Source organism: Microbacterium canaveralium, assembly GCF_047238045.1.
GTDB lineage: Bacteria > Actinomycetota > Actinomycetes > Actinomycetales > Microbacteriaceae > Microbacterium.
The window spans coordinates 2,507,986-2,524,093 of record NZ_JBDFMA010000003.1 but is presented as its reverse complement, the minus strand read 5'-3'; the positions used below and the strand labels follow the sequence as shown (position 1 = coordinate 2,524,093).

The following is a 16,108-nucleotide window of genomic DNA, read 5'->3' as shown; positions in this document are numbered from 1 at the left end:
GGGCCCCGGGCGCGCGGATCGGAGTGCTCCATGCGGACCCTGCGTCTCGTCGTCGCCCTCGGCGCGGCTCTCTCGCTGACGGCGTGCGCGGCGACCGGCCCCGCCGCCCCCGCCTCGTCCGGGGACCCCGTGACCGGGACGGTGCAGGTCTACGCCGCCGCCTCGCTGCAACGGGCGTTCGACGAGATCGCCTCGGCGTTCGAGAACGCCCACCCAGGGGTCGACGTCGTGACGGTGTACGACGGGTCCAGCACGCTCGCGACGCAGATCGGTCAGGGCGCGCCCGCCGACGTCTTCGCCTCCGCCGACGAGAAGAACATGCAGAAGATCGGCGACCTCGCCGCCGACCCGCGCGTGTTCGCCGCCAACACCCTGGTCATCGCGGTCCCGAAGGGCAACCCCGGTGGGGTCGAGGGGCTGGCCGACCTGACGCGCGTCCCCACCGTGCTCTGCGCGGCGGAGGTACCGTGCGGCGCGGCCGCCGCGACGCTGCTGCAGAACGCGGGCGTCTCGGTGACCCCGGTGAGCCAGGAACAGAACGTCACCGCGGTGCTCGCCAAGGTCGCCGCCGGCGACGCGCGGGCGGGTCTGGTCTACGCCACCGACGTCAGCGGGCGCGACGACGTGGAAGCGATCGTCCCCGCCGGGGCGGATGCCGTCGTCAACCGTTACCCGATCACGCCCGTGCGTGACGCGGCGAACAGCGCGGGCGCCGCCGCATTCACCGACTTCGTCCTCTCCGACGCGGGGCAGAAGATCCTCGCCGCAGACGGGTTCCGCGCCCCGTGAGCGGCGCCGGGTACGTCCCGCGGTGGATCGTCGTCCCCGCGGTGGCCGGACTGCTGTTCCTCCTCGTCCCGCTCATCGCGCTCGTGACGCGGGTGCAGGCGGACACGTTCTGGACGGACGTCACCTCGGATGCCGCCCGCTCGGCGTTGCTGCTGTCGCTGGCGACCGGGGCGGCGGCGACGCTCGTGTGCGCCGCGCTCGGCATCCCCCTCGCCCTCCTCATCGCGCGCAGCTCGCCCCGGACGGCCGCCGTGCTGCGCGCCGTGGTGACCGTGCCGCTCGTGCTGCCGCCGATGGTGGGTGGCGTCGCTCTCCTGTACCTCTTCGGCCGCAACGGCTGGCTCGGCGGGCTGGGCCTGCCGTTCACCACGGCCGCGGTCGTGCTGGCGCAGGTGTTCGTGGCGCTGCCGTTCCTGGTGCTGGCCGTCGAGGGGGCGCTGCGCAGCACCGGTGTCGAGATCGAACGGACCGCGGCCTCGCTCGGCGCGAGCCGCGCGACCATCCTCCGACGCATCACGCTCCCGCTGGCCGCACCCGGCATCGTCGCGGGCGTCGTGCTGTGCTTCGCCCGGGCGATCGGCGAATTCGGTGCCACGGCGCTGTTCGCCGGCAACCGCCCCGGTGTCACGCAGACGATGCCGCTCGCGATCTACACGGCGTTCAACGGCGGCGGTGTCGCGCAGGGCACCGCCGTGGCGCTGGCGTTGCTCCTGCTGATGACCGCGATCGCGGTGCTGCTCCTCGTCCGCGGGTGGCGCCCGTCGGTAGGGGCGCCGTGAGCGCGGCGCTGTCGGCGCACGTCGTCGTGCGGCGCCGGGCGTTCACGGTGGACGTCGCGATCGACGTCGCACCGGGCGAGACGGTGGCGATCATGGGCCGCAGCGGGGCGGGCAAGTCGACGGTGCTGCAGGCGATCGCCGGCCTTCAGCCCCTCGATGCGGGCGTGATCGCGATCGATGGTCGTGTGATCGACCGGACCGACCACCCGCGCGTGCGCACAGAGCCCATGCGCCGCGGTATCGCGCTGCTCGGGCAGGACGCCCGGCTGTTCCCGCACCTCTCGGTCCGCGAGAACGTCGCGTTCGGGCCGCGCGCGGCGGGTGTCGCGGCCGCCGCTGCCCGCGCCGACGCCGACGCGTGGCTCGCCCGCGTGGGCCTGCCGGGGGTCGGCGATCGCCGTCCGGCCGAGCTCTCCGGCGGGGAGCAGCAGCGGGTGGCGGTGGCTCGCGCGCTCGCCGCGAAGCCGCGGGCGGTGCTTCTGGACGAGCCGCTCGTCGCACTGGATGCCGTGACCGCCGCCGAAATCCGGACGATGCTGCGAGAGGCGCTGGACGGGGTCACGGCCGTCGCCGTCACGCACGACGCGGTCGACGCCGCCGTCCTCGCCGACCGTCTGCTCATCGTGGAGGAGGGACGGGCGACGCAACTCGGACCGGTGCGGGAGGTGCTCGCGACCCCCGCGACCGACGTCGCCGCGCGGATCGCGGGGCTGGAACGCGTCGTGGGCGTCGCCTCGCGCGGCGAGTGGGAATCGCGAGGATGGCACCTGAGCTCCGTCGTCCCGTTCGCCGGGGCGGACGGCTCCGCGCTCGCCGCGGTCTTCCGGGCCGCGGACGTGCGTATCGGCGACGGTCCGAGCGGATGGGACGCGATCGTCAGGCACCTCGAGCCGACGGCGACGGGCGTCCGCGTCGTCGCGGACCGGGGTGCGGCGGAGATCCCGGTTCTCGCCGCCGCCGGGCTCACCCCGGGGGATGCCGTCCGGTTCTTCGTCGCCCCCGAGCACGTCCGGCTCGTCGCGGTGGAGCCGACCGTCCGATAGGGGGTGTCTCGGGTGCGCTACGCCGCGACGACCCGCCCGCCCTCGAGTCGCACTGTGCGGTCGACGAGGTCTTCCGGTACCTCCACGTGCGACACGAGCACGACGGCGCGGTCGCGGCCGACCGCGCCGAGCAGGTCGCGGAGCAGGGCGTCGGATGCCGCGGGATCGACGCCCGCGGTGGGCTCGTCGAGCACGAGCACGGGGAAGCCGCGCAGCAGAGCCCGCGCGAGGGCGAGACGTTGCGCCTGCCCGCCCGAGACGAGTCCGCCGCGGTCGCCGACCGTGGCATCCAATCCGCCGCGTTCGGTGACCCAGGCGTCGAGTCCGACCCGCTGGAGCACGCGCGTCAGGTCGTGGTCGGTGGCGTCGTCGCGGGCGAACAGCAGGTTCTGGCGCACCGACTCGTCGAAGAGGTAGGGCGCCTGCTCGACGAGCCCGATCGTGCGGCGGAGGTCGTCGCCCGCGAGGGTGCGCGCCTCGACGCCACCGATCGTGAAGGAGCCCTCGTAGTCGAGGAACCGGACGAGGGCGTGCGCGAGCGTCGTCTTTCCGGCGCCGCTCGGTCCCGTGACGAGCACACGTTCACCCGCGCCGACGTGCAGCGTGACGTCGTCGATGCGACCGGTGTCGTCGAGCCCCGCGTCCGACCGGGCCGGCCAGTGCGCGCGCACGTCGCTCAGCTCGAGGCCGTCGCCGAGGGCCGGGGCGACGCCCGTGGCGGCGGGTTCGTCGCGGGGGAGGCCCTCGGGGATCCCGGCCGGGACGGCGTCGGCGATGCGCTCGGCGGCCGCGCGCACCTGGCGCCAGGACGCGAGGGCCAGCGGCACGGGTCCGAACACCTCGAACACCGCCATCGGCAGCAGCACCACGACCGCAAGGCCCGGTCCGGAGAGGGTGCCGCCCGTCACGGCCGGCGCCGCGACAGCGAGGGCGAAGAGCGACGCCAGCCCCGCGAGCACCGAGACGGTGCCCGAGGTGAGTCCCTGCGCGGCTCCGCGTCGCACGACGGCACGGCGCAGCGCCCGGTCGGCGTCGCGTACCCGCGCCCGCGCGGTCTCGAGCGCCCCGTACGCGGTGAGGACGTCGAGGGTGGTCAGCAGGTCGTGCACCGCGTCGGCGACATCGGCGCGCAGCGGGGCGATGGCGCGTTCGGCGCGCGCGCCCGCAGCCCACCCCACCGCCACCGACACGGCGAAGGCGGCGACCAGGCACGCGAGCAGCGTCAGCGCCGCGGGCCACGAGACGAACGCCGTGAAGACGACCGCGGCGAGCGAGGTCAGCGCCGCGACCGAGAGGGGCAGCACGACCCGCAGGGGGAGGTTCTGCAACTCCTCCACGTCGTCGACGACGCTGGACAGCAGCCCGCCCCGTCGAGCGCGCGCCAGGCCGTCGGGGGCCAGGGGCACGAGCTCGCGCACGAGGTCGGCGCGGACACCCGCGAGCCGCTCGAGTGCGGCGTCGTGCCCCGAGAGGCGTTCGAGATACCGGAACACGCCGCGCGAGAGCGCGAACGCGCGCACGCCGACGACCGCGACGGAGAGGTACATGACCAGCGGCTGCTCCGCCGCCCGCGCGATGAGCCACGCGCTCGTCGCGAGCAGGGCCACCGCACTCCCCGCGGTGCCGAATCCCGAGAGGACAGCGGGGGCGAACCGCCGCCGCGAGGGCATCGCGGCTCCCAGGATGCCGCGCACCCGACCGTTCACGCCGGCACCCCCAGGTCGATCACGCGGTCGGCGATCCCGCGCGCGGAGGGCCGATGCGAGACGAGCAGCACGGCGGCGCCCGCGTCGGCCTCGGCGCGCAGGGTGCGCCACACGTGGCCCTCGGTGTCGGCATCCAAGGCGCTCGACGGCTCGTCGAGGACGAGGATCCTCGCCCCGGCCACCCGCGAGCGGTAGAGAGCGCGCGCGACGGCGACGCGCTGCGCCTGTCCGCCCGACAGTCCCGCACCGCCCGCTCCGAGCGGTGTCGCCGGGTCGACGTCGGCGGCACCCGCATCGGTGAGCGCGGCCGCGATGGCCGCGGGATCGGCGTCGGACCCGAGCGCCACGTTCGCGGCGACCGTGCCCGACACGAGCCCGGGTCGTTGTCCGGCCCACGCGACGGCGGCGCGCGCGTGCGCCACCGGACGCCCGTCCAGCCGCAGCTCACCGTCGTGGTCGACGTACCCGAGGACCGCGGCCAGGACGCTCGACTTGCCCACGCCGCTCGGGCCCGACAGCAGCACGACCTCTCCCGGTCCGACCGACAGCGATACCGTCGGCATCCGGTGCGCTCCGCGTTCGACGCGGACGTCGTGCAGTTCGAGCGTCGTCCCCTTCGCGGCGGGGGTCGAGTCCGTCGGCGTCGCGCTGCGGGCGGCATCCAGGGCGTCGAAGATCTCCTCGGTCGCGGCGACCCCCTCGGACGCGGCGTGGAACTGCACGCCCACCTGCCGCAGGGGCAGGTAGGCCTCGGGGGCGAGCAGCAGCACGAACAGGCCGACGAGCAGGCTCATGTCGCCCGCGAGCAGCCGGAACCCGATCGTCACGGCGACGATGGCGACCGAGATGGATGCCAGGAACTCCAGCGCGAAGCCGGAGAGGAACGACACGCGCAGCACCGTCATGGTCTCGCGCTTGTAGTCGCGCGTGACCCGTTCGATGGTGTCGGCAGCACGGTGCTCGCGCCCGAAGGCCTTGAGTGTTCCGAGGCCCTCGACGGTGTCGGCGAACCGGGCGGCGAGGCGTCCGAGCGTGCCGTACTGCTTCTTCTGCACGGAGCGCGTGGCCAGGCCGATGAGCACCATGAACAGCGGGATGAGGGGGATCGTCAGCACGACCGTGAGCCCCGACAGCGGGTCGGCCAGCGCGATCGCGCCGATGAGGATCGGCGTCGCGATCATCGTGGCGACGAGCTGGGGGAGGTAGCGACCGAAGTACGCGTCCAGCGCCTCGAGTCCGTGACCCGCGGTCACCGACAACGACGCCGCGTTCCGTCGCGCGAGCCACCCGGGGCCGAGCGCGGCGACCGCGGCCACGAGGCGCTCGCGCAGCTGCAGCGATGCGGCGGCGGCGCCGCGGGCCGAGACGCGCTCCGACGCCGCGATCAGCAGCCCGCGCAGAAGGACGAGGGATGCCGCCGCCCCGACGTATCCCCAGAGTTCGGGGAGGGGCCGCCCATCGATCGCCCCGACCAGGGCCGAGGTGAGCGTCCAGGCGAAGCCGACGACGACCCCCGTCTGGGCGAGGACGATCGCCGCGCTGACCGCGAAGAAGCTGCGGGAGGCGGAGGCGTATCGCACCAGTCGGGGGTCGACGGGGCGTACCCGGGTCGTGTCGGTCAATGCGCCACCAGCGCGGCCTTCTCGATGCGCGCGCGGGTGACGCGCTTGCGGAACACCCAGTAGGTCCAGGCCTGGTAGGCCAGGACGAGCGGGAGGAAGATGAGCGCAGCCCAGCTCATGATCGTCAGGGTGTAGTCGGTGCTCGAAGCGTTCTCGATCGTGAGGCCCGAACCCGGCTCGAGGGTCGAGGGCATGACGTTCGGGAAAAGGGCGAAGAACAGCGCGGCCACCGCGGTGACGATCGTGATCGCCCCGAGCGTGAACGCCGTTCCCTCGCGGTCGCGCAGGTTCGCCACCCAGGAGCCGATGAGGGTCAGCGCCGCGATCCCGGAGAACGCGACGACGCCGAGCAGGAGCGGTGCCTGGTTGTTCGCGGCCTGGATGATCGTCCAGACCAGGAACAGGGCAGCGGCGACGATCGTCACCAGGCCCGACTTCCGCGCGAGGGCGCGGGCATCGGTGCGCACCTGGCCGTCGGTCTTCAGCGCGACGAAGTAGACGCCGTGGGTGAAGAACAGCAACAGGGTCACCAGGCCCCCGAGGATGCCGTAGGGGTTCAGCAGCGTGAACAGGGTGCCCACGTACTCGTGGTCGGCATCCAGGGGCACGCCCTGCACGATGTTGGCGAACGCGACGCCCCAGAGGAACGCGGGGACGGCGGAACCGATGACGATCATCCGGTCGAAGCCGCGCTTCCATTTCAGCGACTCGCGCTGGTGGCGGTACTCGAACGAGACGCCGCGGGCGATGAGCGCCAGCAGGATCAGCAGGAGCGGGAGGTAGAAGCCGCTGAACAGCGTGGCGTACCACTCGGGGAACGAGGCGAACAACGCCGCGCCGGCGACGATCACCCACGTCTCGTTGAGGTCCCACACGGGGCCGATGGTGTTGATGATCTGTCGGCGGGCGATGTCGTCCTTGCCCAGGAACGGCAGCGACATGCCGACGCCGAAGTCGAACCCGTCCAGGACGAAGTAGCCGATGAAGAGGAATCCGACGATCCAGAACCAGAGGTATGCGAGGTCCATGACTGTGCTCCTAGTAGACGGTCGTCGGGGTGTTCTCGACGGTGTCGGGCTCGCTCGGCGCGTTCGGGTCGGGCAGCGGGTCCGGCCCCTTCTGCGCGTACTTCTTGATGAGTCCGAACTCGACCACGGCGAGGGTGGCGTAGATCGCGGTGAAGGCGACCAGCGAGATCAGCACGCTCCAGCCGGGGACGCTGGGAGAGACCCCGTCCTGTGTGAGCATCAGGCCGAAGACGATCCACGGCTGACGACCCATCTCGGTGAAGACCCAGCCGACGAGGCTGCCCAGCAGCGGCAGGGGAGCCGCCCAGATCGCGACACGCCACATCCACGGAGCGACGGGGCGCTTGGCGTTCTTGCGCGTGATCCACAGGCCGACGACGCTGATGAGGGTCGCGAGACCGCCGAGAGCGATCATCCAGCGGAAGGCCCAGTACGTCACCCACAGAACGGGGGCGAAGTTGCCGTCCACCTGATCGGCGAACTGCGGGAACATCTGCTGGCTGTACATCGTGTTGAGGTCGTTGATGCCCTCGACGCAGCCGTCCAGCGAGTGCGTCGACAGGATGCTGAGGAGGAACGGCACGCGGATCGAGAACAGCTCGCTCGTGCCGTCGGGTGTTCCGAGCGTGAAGATCGAGAACGAGGCGTTCGCGCCGCACACCGTGTTGAACGTCGCCTCGGCCGCCGCCATCTTCATGGGCTGCGTCGCCACCATGACCAGGCTCAGCTGGTCGCCGGCGATCGCGACGAGAACGAAGGACACGACTGTCGACCAGAGGCCGAAGCGCAACGGGGCGCGCATCATCTCCACGTTCCGGCCGCGCGCCAGGTGCCACGCGGACACCGACACCACGACCATCGCGGCGAACATCCAGCCGGAGAAGATCGTGTGCGGGAAGGCCGCGAGCGCGACGGGGTTCAAGAGGAGCTTCCCGAAGTCGATGAGCTCCGCCCGATTGCCGTCGGCGGACATCTGGTAGCCCACCGGGTTCTGCATGAACGCGTTGGCGGCGATGATGAAGTACGCCGAGAAGGTGGCGCCCAGCGTCGCGAGCCAGATACTGGCCAGGTGCGCGAGCCGGGGCAGCTTGTCCCAGCCGAAGATCCAGAGGCCGATGAAGGTCGCTTCCAGGAAGAAGGCGAGGAGTCCCTCGAACGCGAGCGGGGCGCCGAACACGTCACCCACGAAGCGGGAGTAGGCCGACCAGTTCATGCCGAACTGGAACTCCTGCACGATTCCGGTCACGACGCCCATGGCGAAGTTGATCAGGAAGATCTTGCCGAAGAAGCGGGTCAGGTGGAGCCACTTCACGTCGCCGGTGCGGTACCAGACGGTCTGGAAGATCGCGACGACCAGCGACATCCCGAGCGTGAGGGGCACGAAGAGGAAGTGGTACAGGGTGGTCAGTCCGAACTGCCACCGAGCGAGCATGAGGGGGTCGAGCCACTCCACGGGATGTCTCCGATCGACGTTTCTCTGTGGTCTGACCACAGGCTACTCCCGCGTCACGACGCGGAAAACGGGTTCATTCGGTGTCGAACCATATACTCGGAAAAGCATTTGCTGGTAGGTCGGAGGTCCCTATGACGGTGCGCCAGAGCCTGCTAGCGATCCTCGATCGCGGCGACTGCTACGGCTCCCAACTGCGCGCGGAATACCTGCGGCGCACCGGTGTCGCCGTCAACGTCGGGCAGGTCTACACGACCCTCGAGCGACTCGAGCGGGACGGACTCGTGGAGAACCGGGGCGCCGACGACGAAGGCCGTGTGCTGTGGGGAGCGACCGCCGCGGGCCGGGCCGAGGCCCGGGCATGGCTCGGTGCCGCGTCGATCGCGGAGCGTCGCGACGAGGTCGCCCTGCGCATCGCGCTCGCGCTCACGCTGCCGGGTACCGACGTCCCCGCCCTGCTCTCCGCGCAGCGCGCTGCGGTCCGTGACGCGCTCGAGGCCGCGATGCCCGAGGACGAGAACATGGATGCCGTCTCCCGGGCCGTGCTCTCCGCCGCCCGCCGTGCACGGCTCGAGGCGGACCTGCGTTTCCTGGACGAGGTCGAGCGGCTGGCGGGGGAGGCCGTCCCCTTCGATCTCTCGGATGAGCGTCCCCGTCGCGGGCGCCCCGTCCGCAGCGCGCGCTGACGGCGTAACTCCGCGACGCCGATCCGTCAAGCCCGGAGCGGCATTCCGTTCGACGGCGCATTCTGAGAGCACACCGGTCGAACAAGGAGGTCTCTCATGGTCATGGAAGTTCCGATCGGTCGTCCGGAGCAGCGTCAGATCGTCACCGAGATCCCGTGGACCCGTATCGACCTCGACCTCTACGAGGTGGCGCGAGACGGACGCATCGTCGGCTACGTCGAAGTCGTCGGCTCGATCTTCGTGGCCCTGGGCGGCGTGCGCTACGACCGCGCAGTCGAGATCGCACAGCACCTCACATTCCACGCGGCCGTCGACACCGTACTCCGGCGCGTCGGCCGGTGACGCGGAGGTCTCCGACCATGACCGCGGATCCCCTCCCCACCGGCCCCCATCGCCCTGTGCGTATCGCGCACCTGCCCCCGTTGCGCAAGCAGGGGCGAGAATCGAAGGATGACACGAACGCTGGCCGCTCTTCCCGGGGCGGCTCGTCTGCTGTGCCTGAGCCGCCGAAGGGGCGAGATCTGCACGCGTGAGGAAGGCCATCGCGGCCTCCATCACCGTCGCGGCGGGTCGCTGCTGTGGAACGACTCGCAGGCGGATCCGCCGGAATGCCCGGGCGCCGGGTCGGCCGCGGAGGCGGCACCGACTCTCGACGACGGCTTCCCCGGCGGACGAGCCCTGTGCTCCGTGTGCTGGGCGTTCGTCCCGCTGACCGAGGACGGCACCCTCAGCCCGCACGATACGTGGCGAGGGGACCCCACCCGCGCGGACGCCGATCGACGTCGCGACTGGTTCAACTCCTTCGGCTGGTGAGGTCAGGTGCCCCGCAGCGCCACGACGGGTTCGACGCGTGCCGCGCGGCGCGCCGGGAGACCACCCGCGACGAGGCCGACCGCGGCCCCGAGGAAGGCGCCGCCGACGGCCACGAGGGGGTTGAGCACGGGTGTCCAGTGCTGGACGAGTGCCACCGCGACCACCGTGAACACCCCGAGCGAGGAACCGATCAGTCCGCCCAGCCCGCCGATCACCACCGACTCCACGACGAATTGCGCCGCGATCTGGCGGCGGGTCGCTCCCAGCGCGCGACGCAGGCCGATCTCGGCGGTGCGCTCGGTGACCGAGAGCATCGTCACGGTGGCGATCCCCAGGCCCCCGACGAGGAGCACCACGATGCCCACCACCGTGAAGATGGACGCGACGTCGCTCTGAACCCCCTTGCTGACCTCGGATCGGGATGCCGGCGCTCCCACCGTGATGTCGTCCGGTGCATCGGGAGCCAGGGCGAGGGCGAGTTGCGGACGCAGTTGCGGGCCGGCTCCGGGCACGATGCGCGCTCGGACCTCGCTCGGGGAACGCAACGCGAAATCGACCCGCGCGGCCCCGTCGGGAATGATCACCGCGCCGGCGAGGTCGCCCACGGCGTCGACGTCGGTGATGATGCCGATCACCGCGTACGCCCGCCCGTCGAGGAAGATCGACGGTTGAGCGTCCAACCGGCGCACGCCGAGCGCGTCCGCGGCCTCGGCGCCCAGGACGGCGACCCGGTCTCCGCGCCGATCGTGTCCGGCGTCGAAGAACCGTCCGCTCACGACCCGGGCTCCTACGGTGTTGACCAGTCCGGCACCGGATGCGAAGACCTTCGGTGAGACGGTGGCGGGGGCGGAGGGATCGACCACCGACACCGCCGACACCGACCCGCCGCGCAGGTCGAGGGGGCTCAGGGTCGCGGATGCCTCCACGCCCGCGAGACGGCTGATCCGATCCGCGGCATCGGCGGGCAGGGTCGCGGTGGCGACGCTCTCGCCGTCCTGGTTCTTGGCCGTCGCGGGGCGTGCCACGACCTGCGTCGACGCGATGGCGGTGAACTGCCGCTCGATCTGGTCGGAGGCGGTCTGCGCGAGACCGGCCGTGGCCACGAGAGCCGCGATGCCGAGGACCGCGCCGGCGATGGTGACGATCAGTCGGCCGGGGCGCGCGCCGATGTCGCTGGTCGCCTCGATCATGAGATCGCCGAAACGGAAACGGTCGGGCGACTTCTTGTCCTTCATGAGACCTCGCTCAGGCGGCCGTCGGTGATCCGCACGACGCGATCGGCGCGATCCGCTACGGCGGTGTCGTGGGTGATGACGACGAGCGTCATTCCCCCTCGGTGCAGTTCCTCGAACAGCGTCATGATCTCCTCCGTCCTCTCGCCGTCGAGGTTGCCGGTGGGTTCGTCCGCCAGCACCACGCGGGGCCGGGTGACGATGGCGCGCGCGACGGCGACACGCTGACGCTCGCCCCCGGAGAGGACGTCGGGTCGGAAGTCGATGCGGTGGTCGAGCCCCACCCGGTGGAGAGCCTCGCGCGCGCGAGTCTCTCGCTCGGCACGGGGCGCGCCACTGTAGATCAGGGGGAGCAGGACGTTCTCGAGGACCGTCCGACGGGGGAGCAGATGGAACGACTGGAAGACGAATCCGAGGACGCGCGCCCGCAGCGCCGTGCGGGCCTCGTCCCCCAGTGCTGTCGTCGAGGTGTCCTCCAGCAGGTACTCCCCGCTGGTGGGGCGATCGAGCAGCCCCAGGACGTTCAGCATCGTCGACTTTCCCGAGCCACTCGGCCCCACGATGGCCAGATAGTCGCCATCGACGACGGTGAGGTCGATTCCGCGCAGGGCGCGAACCTCCGGGTCACCGGGAAAGGATCGCGTGACCTCGCGCAGCTCCAGCAGTGGCGCGCTCATCGGCCGACCACGACCTGGTCGCCGACGGACAGGTCGCCGTCGACCGGGCGGATCTCCACCGCGCCGGAGGCCGCGAGGCCCGTCTCGACGACGACCAGACGGGTGGAAGCCTTCGGGTCCCGCGGGTCGCCGGAGACGACCTCGACACGGTCCTCACCGCCGGGGCCCGCGGAGAGCGCAGCCAGGGGCACGTGCAGGACGTCGCCGGCGGTGCTGGCGACGGGGATGCGGACTCGGAGGTTCTTCCCCCGGAGCTCAGCGAGCTGCTGGTCGGTCACGGCCGCGGGGGCGAGGAGGATCTTCCACCGGTCTCCGGACTTCTCGCCCGGGGTGACCTCCGACACGGTGGCGTCGAGAGACGTCCCGTCGGGCAGATCCACCGTCGCCTTAGACCCTTTCGCGAGGAGACGCCCATCCGACTCGGGCGCCGAGCCCGCCAGCGACAGCGTCGCCCCCGACACGACCATGGCGGTGCCCTTGAGCTCGGTGCCGCGCTGGGCGTCCACGGAGTCCACGCGCCGGGGCAAGTTGGAGAGGTAGAGCACTTCCCCGGCGGGGAGCGACGGGAGCGCCCGTTCCCGCGCACGTGCCAAGTCGTCGCGCGCCTGCTCGAGCTGGTCCCTGGCCGATTCGAGGTCGGCGCGGGTCGCCGACGTGTCCTTGGGCGCGTCGAGTTGAGTCCGCTTGGCCTGAGCGAGCGACAGGGCGTCGCGCAGGGTGGCGACGGTCGCATCGTCTTCCCCCTGGCCCACGGCCGTGTCGAGGGCACGCTGAGCGGCGGCGACCGCGTTGTCGGCTTCCTGCTTGTCCACCGCTGTGGCCCCGGCGCGCGCCGCGTCGTCGGCGGTCCGGGCGGCCGCCACCGCGCGTTCGGCGGACGCGACGGCGCTCTGGGCGCTCCGCACCGCGGCGATGGTCTCGTCGGGGATGGTCGGAGCGGGATACCCCGCTTGTGCATACAACGCGGTGACCGCGGAGGCGGCCTGTTCGTCGAACATCGCGTTGGCCGGGTCTCCGGCATCCAGCCCGATCGCCCGCATCGCGGTCTTGAACTGCGAGACGTCCGGACCGGAGACCCCGAATCGGAGAGCGCGGTAAGCCGGGAGTTCGCCGGGGAGAACGATGACCGGGCGCCCGGCAACCTCGAGCGCGATCGAGAGCTTGTCCACCTGCGCCCCGACCTCCGGCACACGACCGGTGACGATCGCGGCGCCGGGGAGTCCGGCGGTGTCGACTTTGACCTCCACCGGGTCGGCGTAGCCGAAGTCGGCCCGCAGGGTCACGTCGTTGCTGAGCGGGCCGGATTCGACGGGAGCCGTGACGTACCCGGGCGCGGGAGGCGCGCTGTTCGCGGCCGCGTCGGCGGGTGAGATGACGAAGCGGCCGACCCCGAGCCCCGTCGCCAGCGACGCGACCGCCACGGCCGCGACGATCCACAAGGGTCGGTTTCGCTGCACGACGGCGACAGTGGATGCCACGACCGCCGTCGTGCGTTCCCGCAATCCCGTCACGATCGTGCCTGTTCGGCGGCCGCCTTGGCTGCCTCGAGCTCGGACTTGTGTGCGGCGACGAACTTCTCCTCTAACGCCCACTGCGCCTTCTTCGAACGCTCGGCGTAGTCGGTCTTGGCGCGGCAGTCGAAGTCGGCGAGGGCGGTGTCGATCTCGACCTTCTTCAGTTCGGCGATCTTGGACTCGTCCGGCAGCGTGGATCCGTCGCCGTTGACCTCGCCGATACGGGTGCTGATGCTCATCAGGGCGTCGGACTGGGTCTTCAGGTCCGGGTAGCCGGCATCCGCCATGCACGAGGACCAGTCGCTGTCCGCCTTCTGCTGCTCGGGGAGGGAGCTGATCTCGGAGGAGAGGTCCTCGAACGCTTGCCGAAGATCGGCGAACTCGTCCGAATCGAGGGGGTTCTGCTGTCCGGCCTCCACCTGGGCGGCACCCTGGCATCCGGCCTTCTCGGGATCGAATTGACCGCTGACCTCGCCCGTGGCGTACTGGCCCCAGAGCGCCTCGTTGAAGGCGTTTCGCTCCGATTCCGAGAGCGACTCGACGTAGTCCGCGTTGGGGTCGGTGGTCGTGGACTCGCCCAGCGAGCTGAGCATCCCGTAGCCGTTCTGCGCCACCCACTCGCGGTCGTCGGGCTTCTGCTCCTGCCCGCTCGCGACCGAGCCCAGGTCGGTGACGGGGGTGTACTCGAAGCCCTTCTCCTTCATGCACGCGGCGACGAGGGTCTCGGACTTCTTCTGTCGCTCCGCGAACTCGGCGTTGCGCGAGGTCGGATCGGCATCGACGCCGTAGATGGCGGACAGGTAGGGCGTGAGCGGGGAGTCGCCCGCTGAACTGGCGTCCGGCGTCGGGCTCGACGATGCGCACCCCGCGAACATCAGGAGCGCGCCGAGGGTGGCGGGGACGGTGAGAGTGATGCGATTGATGGACATTGATACCTCCGGTTCGGAGGTCAGAGGTAACAAGCGTTCTTAGCGAAGACTTATGCGCACCTATGAGTCTCTGATGTCTCCCGCGCCATCTCGCGGGAGTCGCCGCTTCGCGACCTCACCGAATCACCCGTCATGTCATCCGTGCTGTTCCACCGACCATCTCGACGATCTCGGCCGCGCCGTACGATGGCGTCATGGTCCCGGTTCGTGTTCTCGGCGTGGCCTTGGACTCCGCCCACCAGCACGTGATCCTCCTGGCTCCGCTGCCCGGCTCGGGCGTCGAGGACGGCACCGTGCTCCCGGTATGGATCGGTCCGCAGGAGGCGATGTCGATCCTCGTCGCGGTCGAGGGAACGAGTACTCCACGGCCGCTCGCGCACGACCTGATGGTCGTCATGCTGCGTCAGCTGGCGGCATCCGTCGAGCGCGTACAGGTGACGCGGCTCGCCGAGGGCACCTTCTACGCCGAGATCCACCTGCGGACACCGACGGGTCCGTTGATCATCGATGCGCGTCCCTCCGATGCCATCGCCCTCGCCGTGCGCACGGACGCGCCGATCGCCGTCGCGGAAGCAGTCTTCGCCGTCGCGGGCGTGCCCGAGGGAGCCGTGGAATTGGACACGCGCGGAGACGAGGATCGCGTGGAGGAGTTCCGCAGGTTCCTCGACGATGTGGACCCCGAAGACTTCGACAGTTGACCGGGCCGTGAGCGCCCCGCGCGCTCCTAGACTCGAAGAGCCGCCCTCCGTGGCGGAAATCACGACGAACGGGGTACGGATGCAACTCGCCATGGTCGGACTCGGACGAATGGGCGGCAACATCGTCCGCAGGCTCATGAAAGACGGCCACGACTGCGTCGTCTACGACGTGAACCAGGACGCGGTGAGCGGTCTGGCTGCGGAAGGGGCCGTCGGGGCGAACAGCTTCGCGGATCTGGCCGCGAAGCTCGAGGCGCCGCGCGTGGTCTGGCTCATGATCCCCGCCGGGCTGACCGGCAGCGTCGTGGACCAGGTCGCCGATGTGCTGGAGGCTGGCGACATCATCATCGACGGGGGCAACTCGAACTACCGCGACGACGTCCGTCGGGCCGCGAAGCTCAAGGACGCCGGCATCCACTACGTCGACGTCGGCACGAGCGGCGGCGTGTTCGGTCTGGAGCGCGGCTACTGCCTCATGGTCGGCGGCCCCGATGAGGCCGTCACCCACCTGGAGCCGGTGCTGCGCACCATCGCTCCGGGCCCCGGCGACGTCGAGCGCACCCCCGGTCGGACCGGTGACTACTCCCCGGAGGAGCGCGGCTACCTGCACTGCGGCCCGTCCGGCGCCGGGCACTTCGTGAAGATGGTCCACAACGGCATCGAGTACGGCATCATGGCCGCGCTCGCCGAGGGACTCAACGTGCTCAACAACGCCGACGCGGGCCTCAAGCAGGGCGAGCACTCCGCCGAAGTCGCGCCGCTGGAGGAACCCGAGTTCTACCAGTTCGACATCGACACCGCCAAGGTGTCGGAACTGTGGCGGCGCGGATCGGTCATCTCGTCGTGGCTGCTCGACCTCACGGCCGCGGCCTTGGCGCAGAATCCCACTCTCGACGGGCTCGCGGGCCGCGTGTCGGACTCGGGTGAGGGACGTTGGACCGTGAAGGCCGCCGTGGACACCGGCGTTCCGGTCCCCGTGTTGGCGTCGTCGCTGTTCGAGCGGTTCGCTTCGCGAGGTGAGGACCACTTCGCCAACCAGGTGCTCTCGGCGATGCGACTGCAGTTCGGCGGTCACCAGGAGCTTCCCGCCGGAGACGTGCTCGAAGCGGGCGGCAAGAAGGCCGACAGCAGCGGGAGCTGAG

16 protein-coding genes are annotated in these 16,108 nt (G+C 71.2%); 8 read left to right on the top strand and 8 right to left on the bottom strand.

Annotated features, from left to right (window positions below; translation table 11 throughout):
- The first annotated feature begins 30 nt into the window (after nucleotides 1-30).
- From modA to ABC271_RS13050, 3 genes are read left to right on the top strand one after another with little or no spacing between them, the layout of a single operon-like run.
- Nucleotides 31-789, top strand: coding sequence for a molybdate ABC transporter substrate-binding protein (gene modA, locus ABC271_RS13060; protein WP_412925273.1), 759 nt, complete (start codon nucleotides 31-33; stop codon nucleotides 787-789).
- Nucleotides 786-1,568, top strand: coding sequence for a molybdate ABC transporter permease subunit (modB, locus tag ABC271_RS13055; RefSeq protein ID WP_412925272.1), 783 nt, complete (start codon nucleotides 786-788; stop codon nucleotides 1,566-1,568). Before modA ends, modB begins: the two co-directional genes overlap by 4 nt.
- A complete protein-coding gene (locus tag ABC271_RS13050) occupies nucleotides 1,565-2,611 on the top strand; it encodes a sulfate/molybdate ABC transporter ATP-binding protein (RefSeq protein WP_412925271.1) in 1,047 nt (348 codons plus the stop codon). The genes modB and ABC271_RS13050 overlap by 4 nt, the downstream gene beginning before the upstream one ends.
- Before the next feature lie 17 nt (nucleotides 2,612-2,628).
- Here ABC271_RS13050 and cydC read toward each other — a convergent pair whose 3' ends face one another.
- From cydC to ABC271_RS13030, 4 genes are read right to left on the bottom strand one after another with little or no spacing between them, the layout of a single operon-like run.
- A complete protein-coding gene (cydC, locus tag ABC271_RS13045) occupies nucleotides 2,629-4,317 on the bottom strand; it encodes a thiol reductant ABC exporter subunit CydC (RefSeq protein ID WP_412925270.1) in 1,689 nt (562 codons plus the stop codon).
- Nucleotides 4,314-5,939 carry a thiol reductant ABC exporter subunit CydD gene (cydD, locus tag ABC271_RS13040; RefSeq protein WP_412925269.1) on the bottom strand — a complete coding sequence of 542 codons (1,626 nt, stop codon included), beginning with the start codon at nucleotides 5,937-5,939 and terminating at the stop codon, nucleotides 4,314-4,316. The genes cydC and cydD overlap by 4 nt, the downstream gene beginning before the upstream one ends.
- Nucleotides 5,936-6,967 carry a cytochrome d ubiquinol oxidase subunit II gene (cydB, locus tag ABC271_RS13035; RefSeq protein ID WP_412925268.1) on the bottom strand — a complete coding sequence of 344 codons (1,032 nt, stop codon included), beginning with the start codon at nucleotides 6,965-6,967 and terminating at the stop codon, nucleotides 5,936-5,938. The genes cydD and cydB overlap by 4 nt, the downstream gene beginning before the upstream one ends.
- Nucleotides 6,968-6,977: 10 nt before the next feature.
- Entirely contained in the window at nucleotides 6,978-8,420 is a 1,443-nt protein-coding gene (locus ABC271_RS13030) for a cytochrome ubiquinol oxidase subunit I (RefSeq protein ID WP_412925267.1), read from the bottom strand.
- A gap of 131 nt (nucleotides 8,421-8,551) precedes the next feature.
- On the opposite strand from ABC271_RS13030, the gene ABC271_RS13025 reads away from it, so the two are divergent.
- The 3 genes from ABC271_RS13025 to ABC271_RS13015 all read left to right on the top strand — a co-directional run bounded on the left by ABC271_RS13025 (nucleotide 8,552) and on the right by ABC271_RS13015 (nucleotide 9,916).
- Nucleotides 8,552-9,103, top strand: coding sequence for a PadR family transcriptional regulator (locus ABC271_RS13025; RefSeq protein ID WP_412925266.1), 552 nt, complete (start codon nucleotides 8,552-8,554; stop codon nucleotides 9,101-9,103).
- A 96-nt stretch (nucleotides 9,104-9,199) separates the two neighbouring features.
- On the top strand, nucleotides 9,200-9,445 hold the full coding sequence (locus tag ABC271_RS13020) for a hypothetical protein (RefSeq protein WP_412925265.1): 246 nt from the start codon (nucleotides 9,200-9,202) through the stop codon (nucleotides 9,443-9,445).
- Between the two features lie 108 nt (nucleotides 9,446-9,553).
- Nucleotides 9,554-9,916: a hypothetical protein gene (locus tag ABC271_RS13015; RefSeq protein ID WP_412925264.1), complete on the top strand. Its 363-nt coding sequence runs from the start codon at nucleotides 9,554-9,556 to the stop codon at nucleotides 9,914-9,916.
- Between the two features lie 2 nt (nucleotides 9,917-9,918).
- On the opposite strand, the gene ABC271_RS13010 is transcribed toward ABC271_RS13015, so the two are convergent.
- Genes ABC271_RS13010 through ABC271_RS12995 form a run of 4 tightly spaced genes read right to left on the bottom strand, consistent with a single transcriptional unit; the run spans nucleotide 9,919 to nucleotide 14,268 of the window.
- Nucleotides 9,919-11,151, bottom strand: coding sequence for an ABC transporter permease (locus ABC271_RS13010; protein ID WP_412925263.1), 1,233 nt, complete (start codon nucleotides 11,149-11,151; stop codon nucleotides 9,919-9,921).
- Nucleotides 11,148-11,825 carry an ABC transporter ATP-binding protein gene (locus ABC271_RS13005; RefSeq protein ID WP_412925262.1) on the bottom strand — a complete coding sequence of 226 codons (678 nt, stop codon included), beginning with the start codon at nucleotides 11,823-11,825 and terminating at the stop codon, nucleotides 11,148-11,150. Before ABC271_RS13005 ends, ABC271_RS13010 begins: the two co-directional genes overlap by 4 nt.
- The gene (locus ABC271_RS13000) at nucleotides 11,822-13,336 is read right to left on the bottom strand and encodes an efflux RND transporter periplasmic adaptor subunit (protein ID WP_412925261.1); all 1,515 of its coding nucleotides are present in this window, start codon (nucleotides 13,334-13,336) and stop codon (nucleotides 11,822-11,824) included. Before ABC271_RS13000 ends, ABC271_RS13005 begins: the two co-directional genes overlap by 4 nt.
- The gene (locus ABC271_RS12995; RefSeq protein WP_412925260.1) at nucleotides 13,333-14,268 is read right to left on the bottom strand and encodes a hypothetical protein; all 936 of its coding nucleotides are present in this window, start codon (nucleotides 14,266-14,268) and stop codon (nucleotides 13,333-13,335) included. The genes ABC271_RS13000 and ABC271_RS12995 overlap by 4 nt, the downstream gene beginning before the upstream one ends.
- A gap of 194 nt (nucleotides 14,269-14,462) precedes the next feature.
- Here ABC271_RS12995 and ABC271_RS12990 point away from each other — a divergent pair, with 194 nt between their 5' ends.
- Together ABC271_RS12990 and gnd are read left to right on the top strand one after the other, a co-directional pair.
- Nucleotides 14,463-14,966 (top strand): bifunctional nuclease family protein, encoded by a 504-nt coding sequence (locus tag ABC271_RS12990; RefSeq protein ID WP_412925259.1) that lies wholly within the window; start codon nucleotides 14,463-14,465, stop codon nucleotides 14,964-14,966.
- Between the two features lie 79 nt (nucleotides 14,967-15,045).
- Nucleotides 15,046-16,107, top strand: coding sequence for a phosphogluconate dehydrogenase (NAD(+)-dependent, decarboxylating) (gnd, locus tag ABC271_RS12985; protein ID WP_412925258.1), 1,062 nt, complete (start codon nucleotides 15,046-15,048; stop codon nucleotides 16,105-16,107).
- Nucleotide 16,108 lies beyond the last annotated feature (1 nt).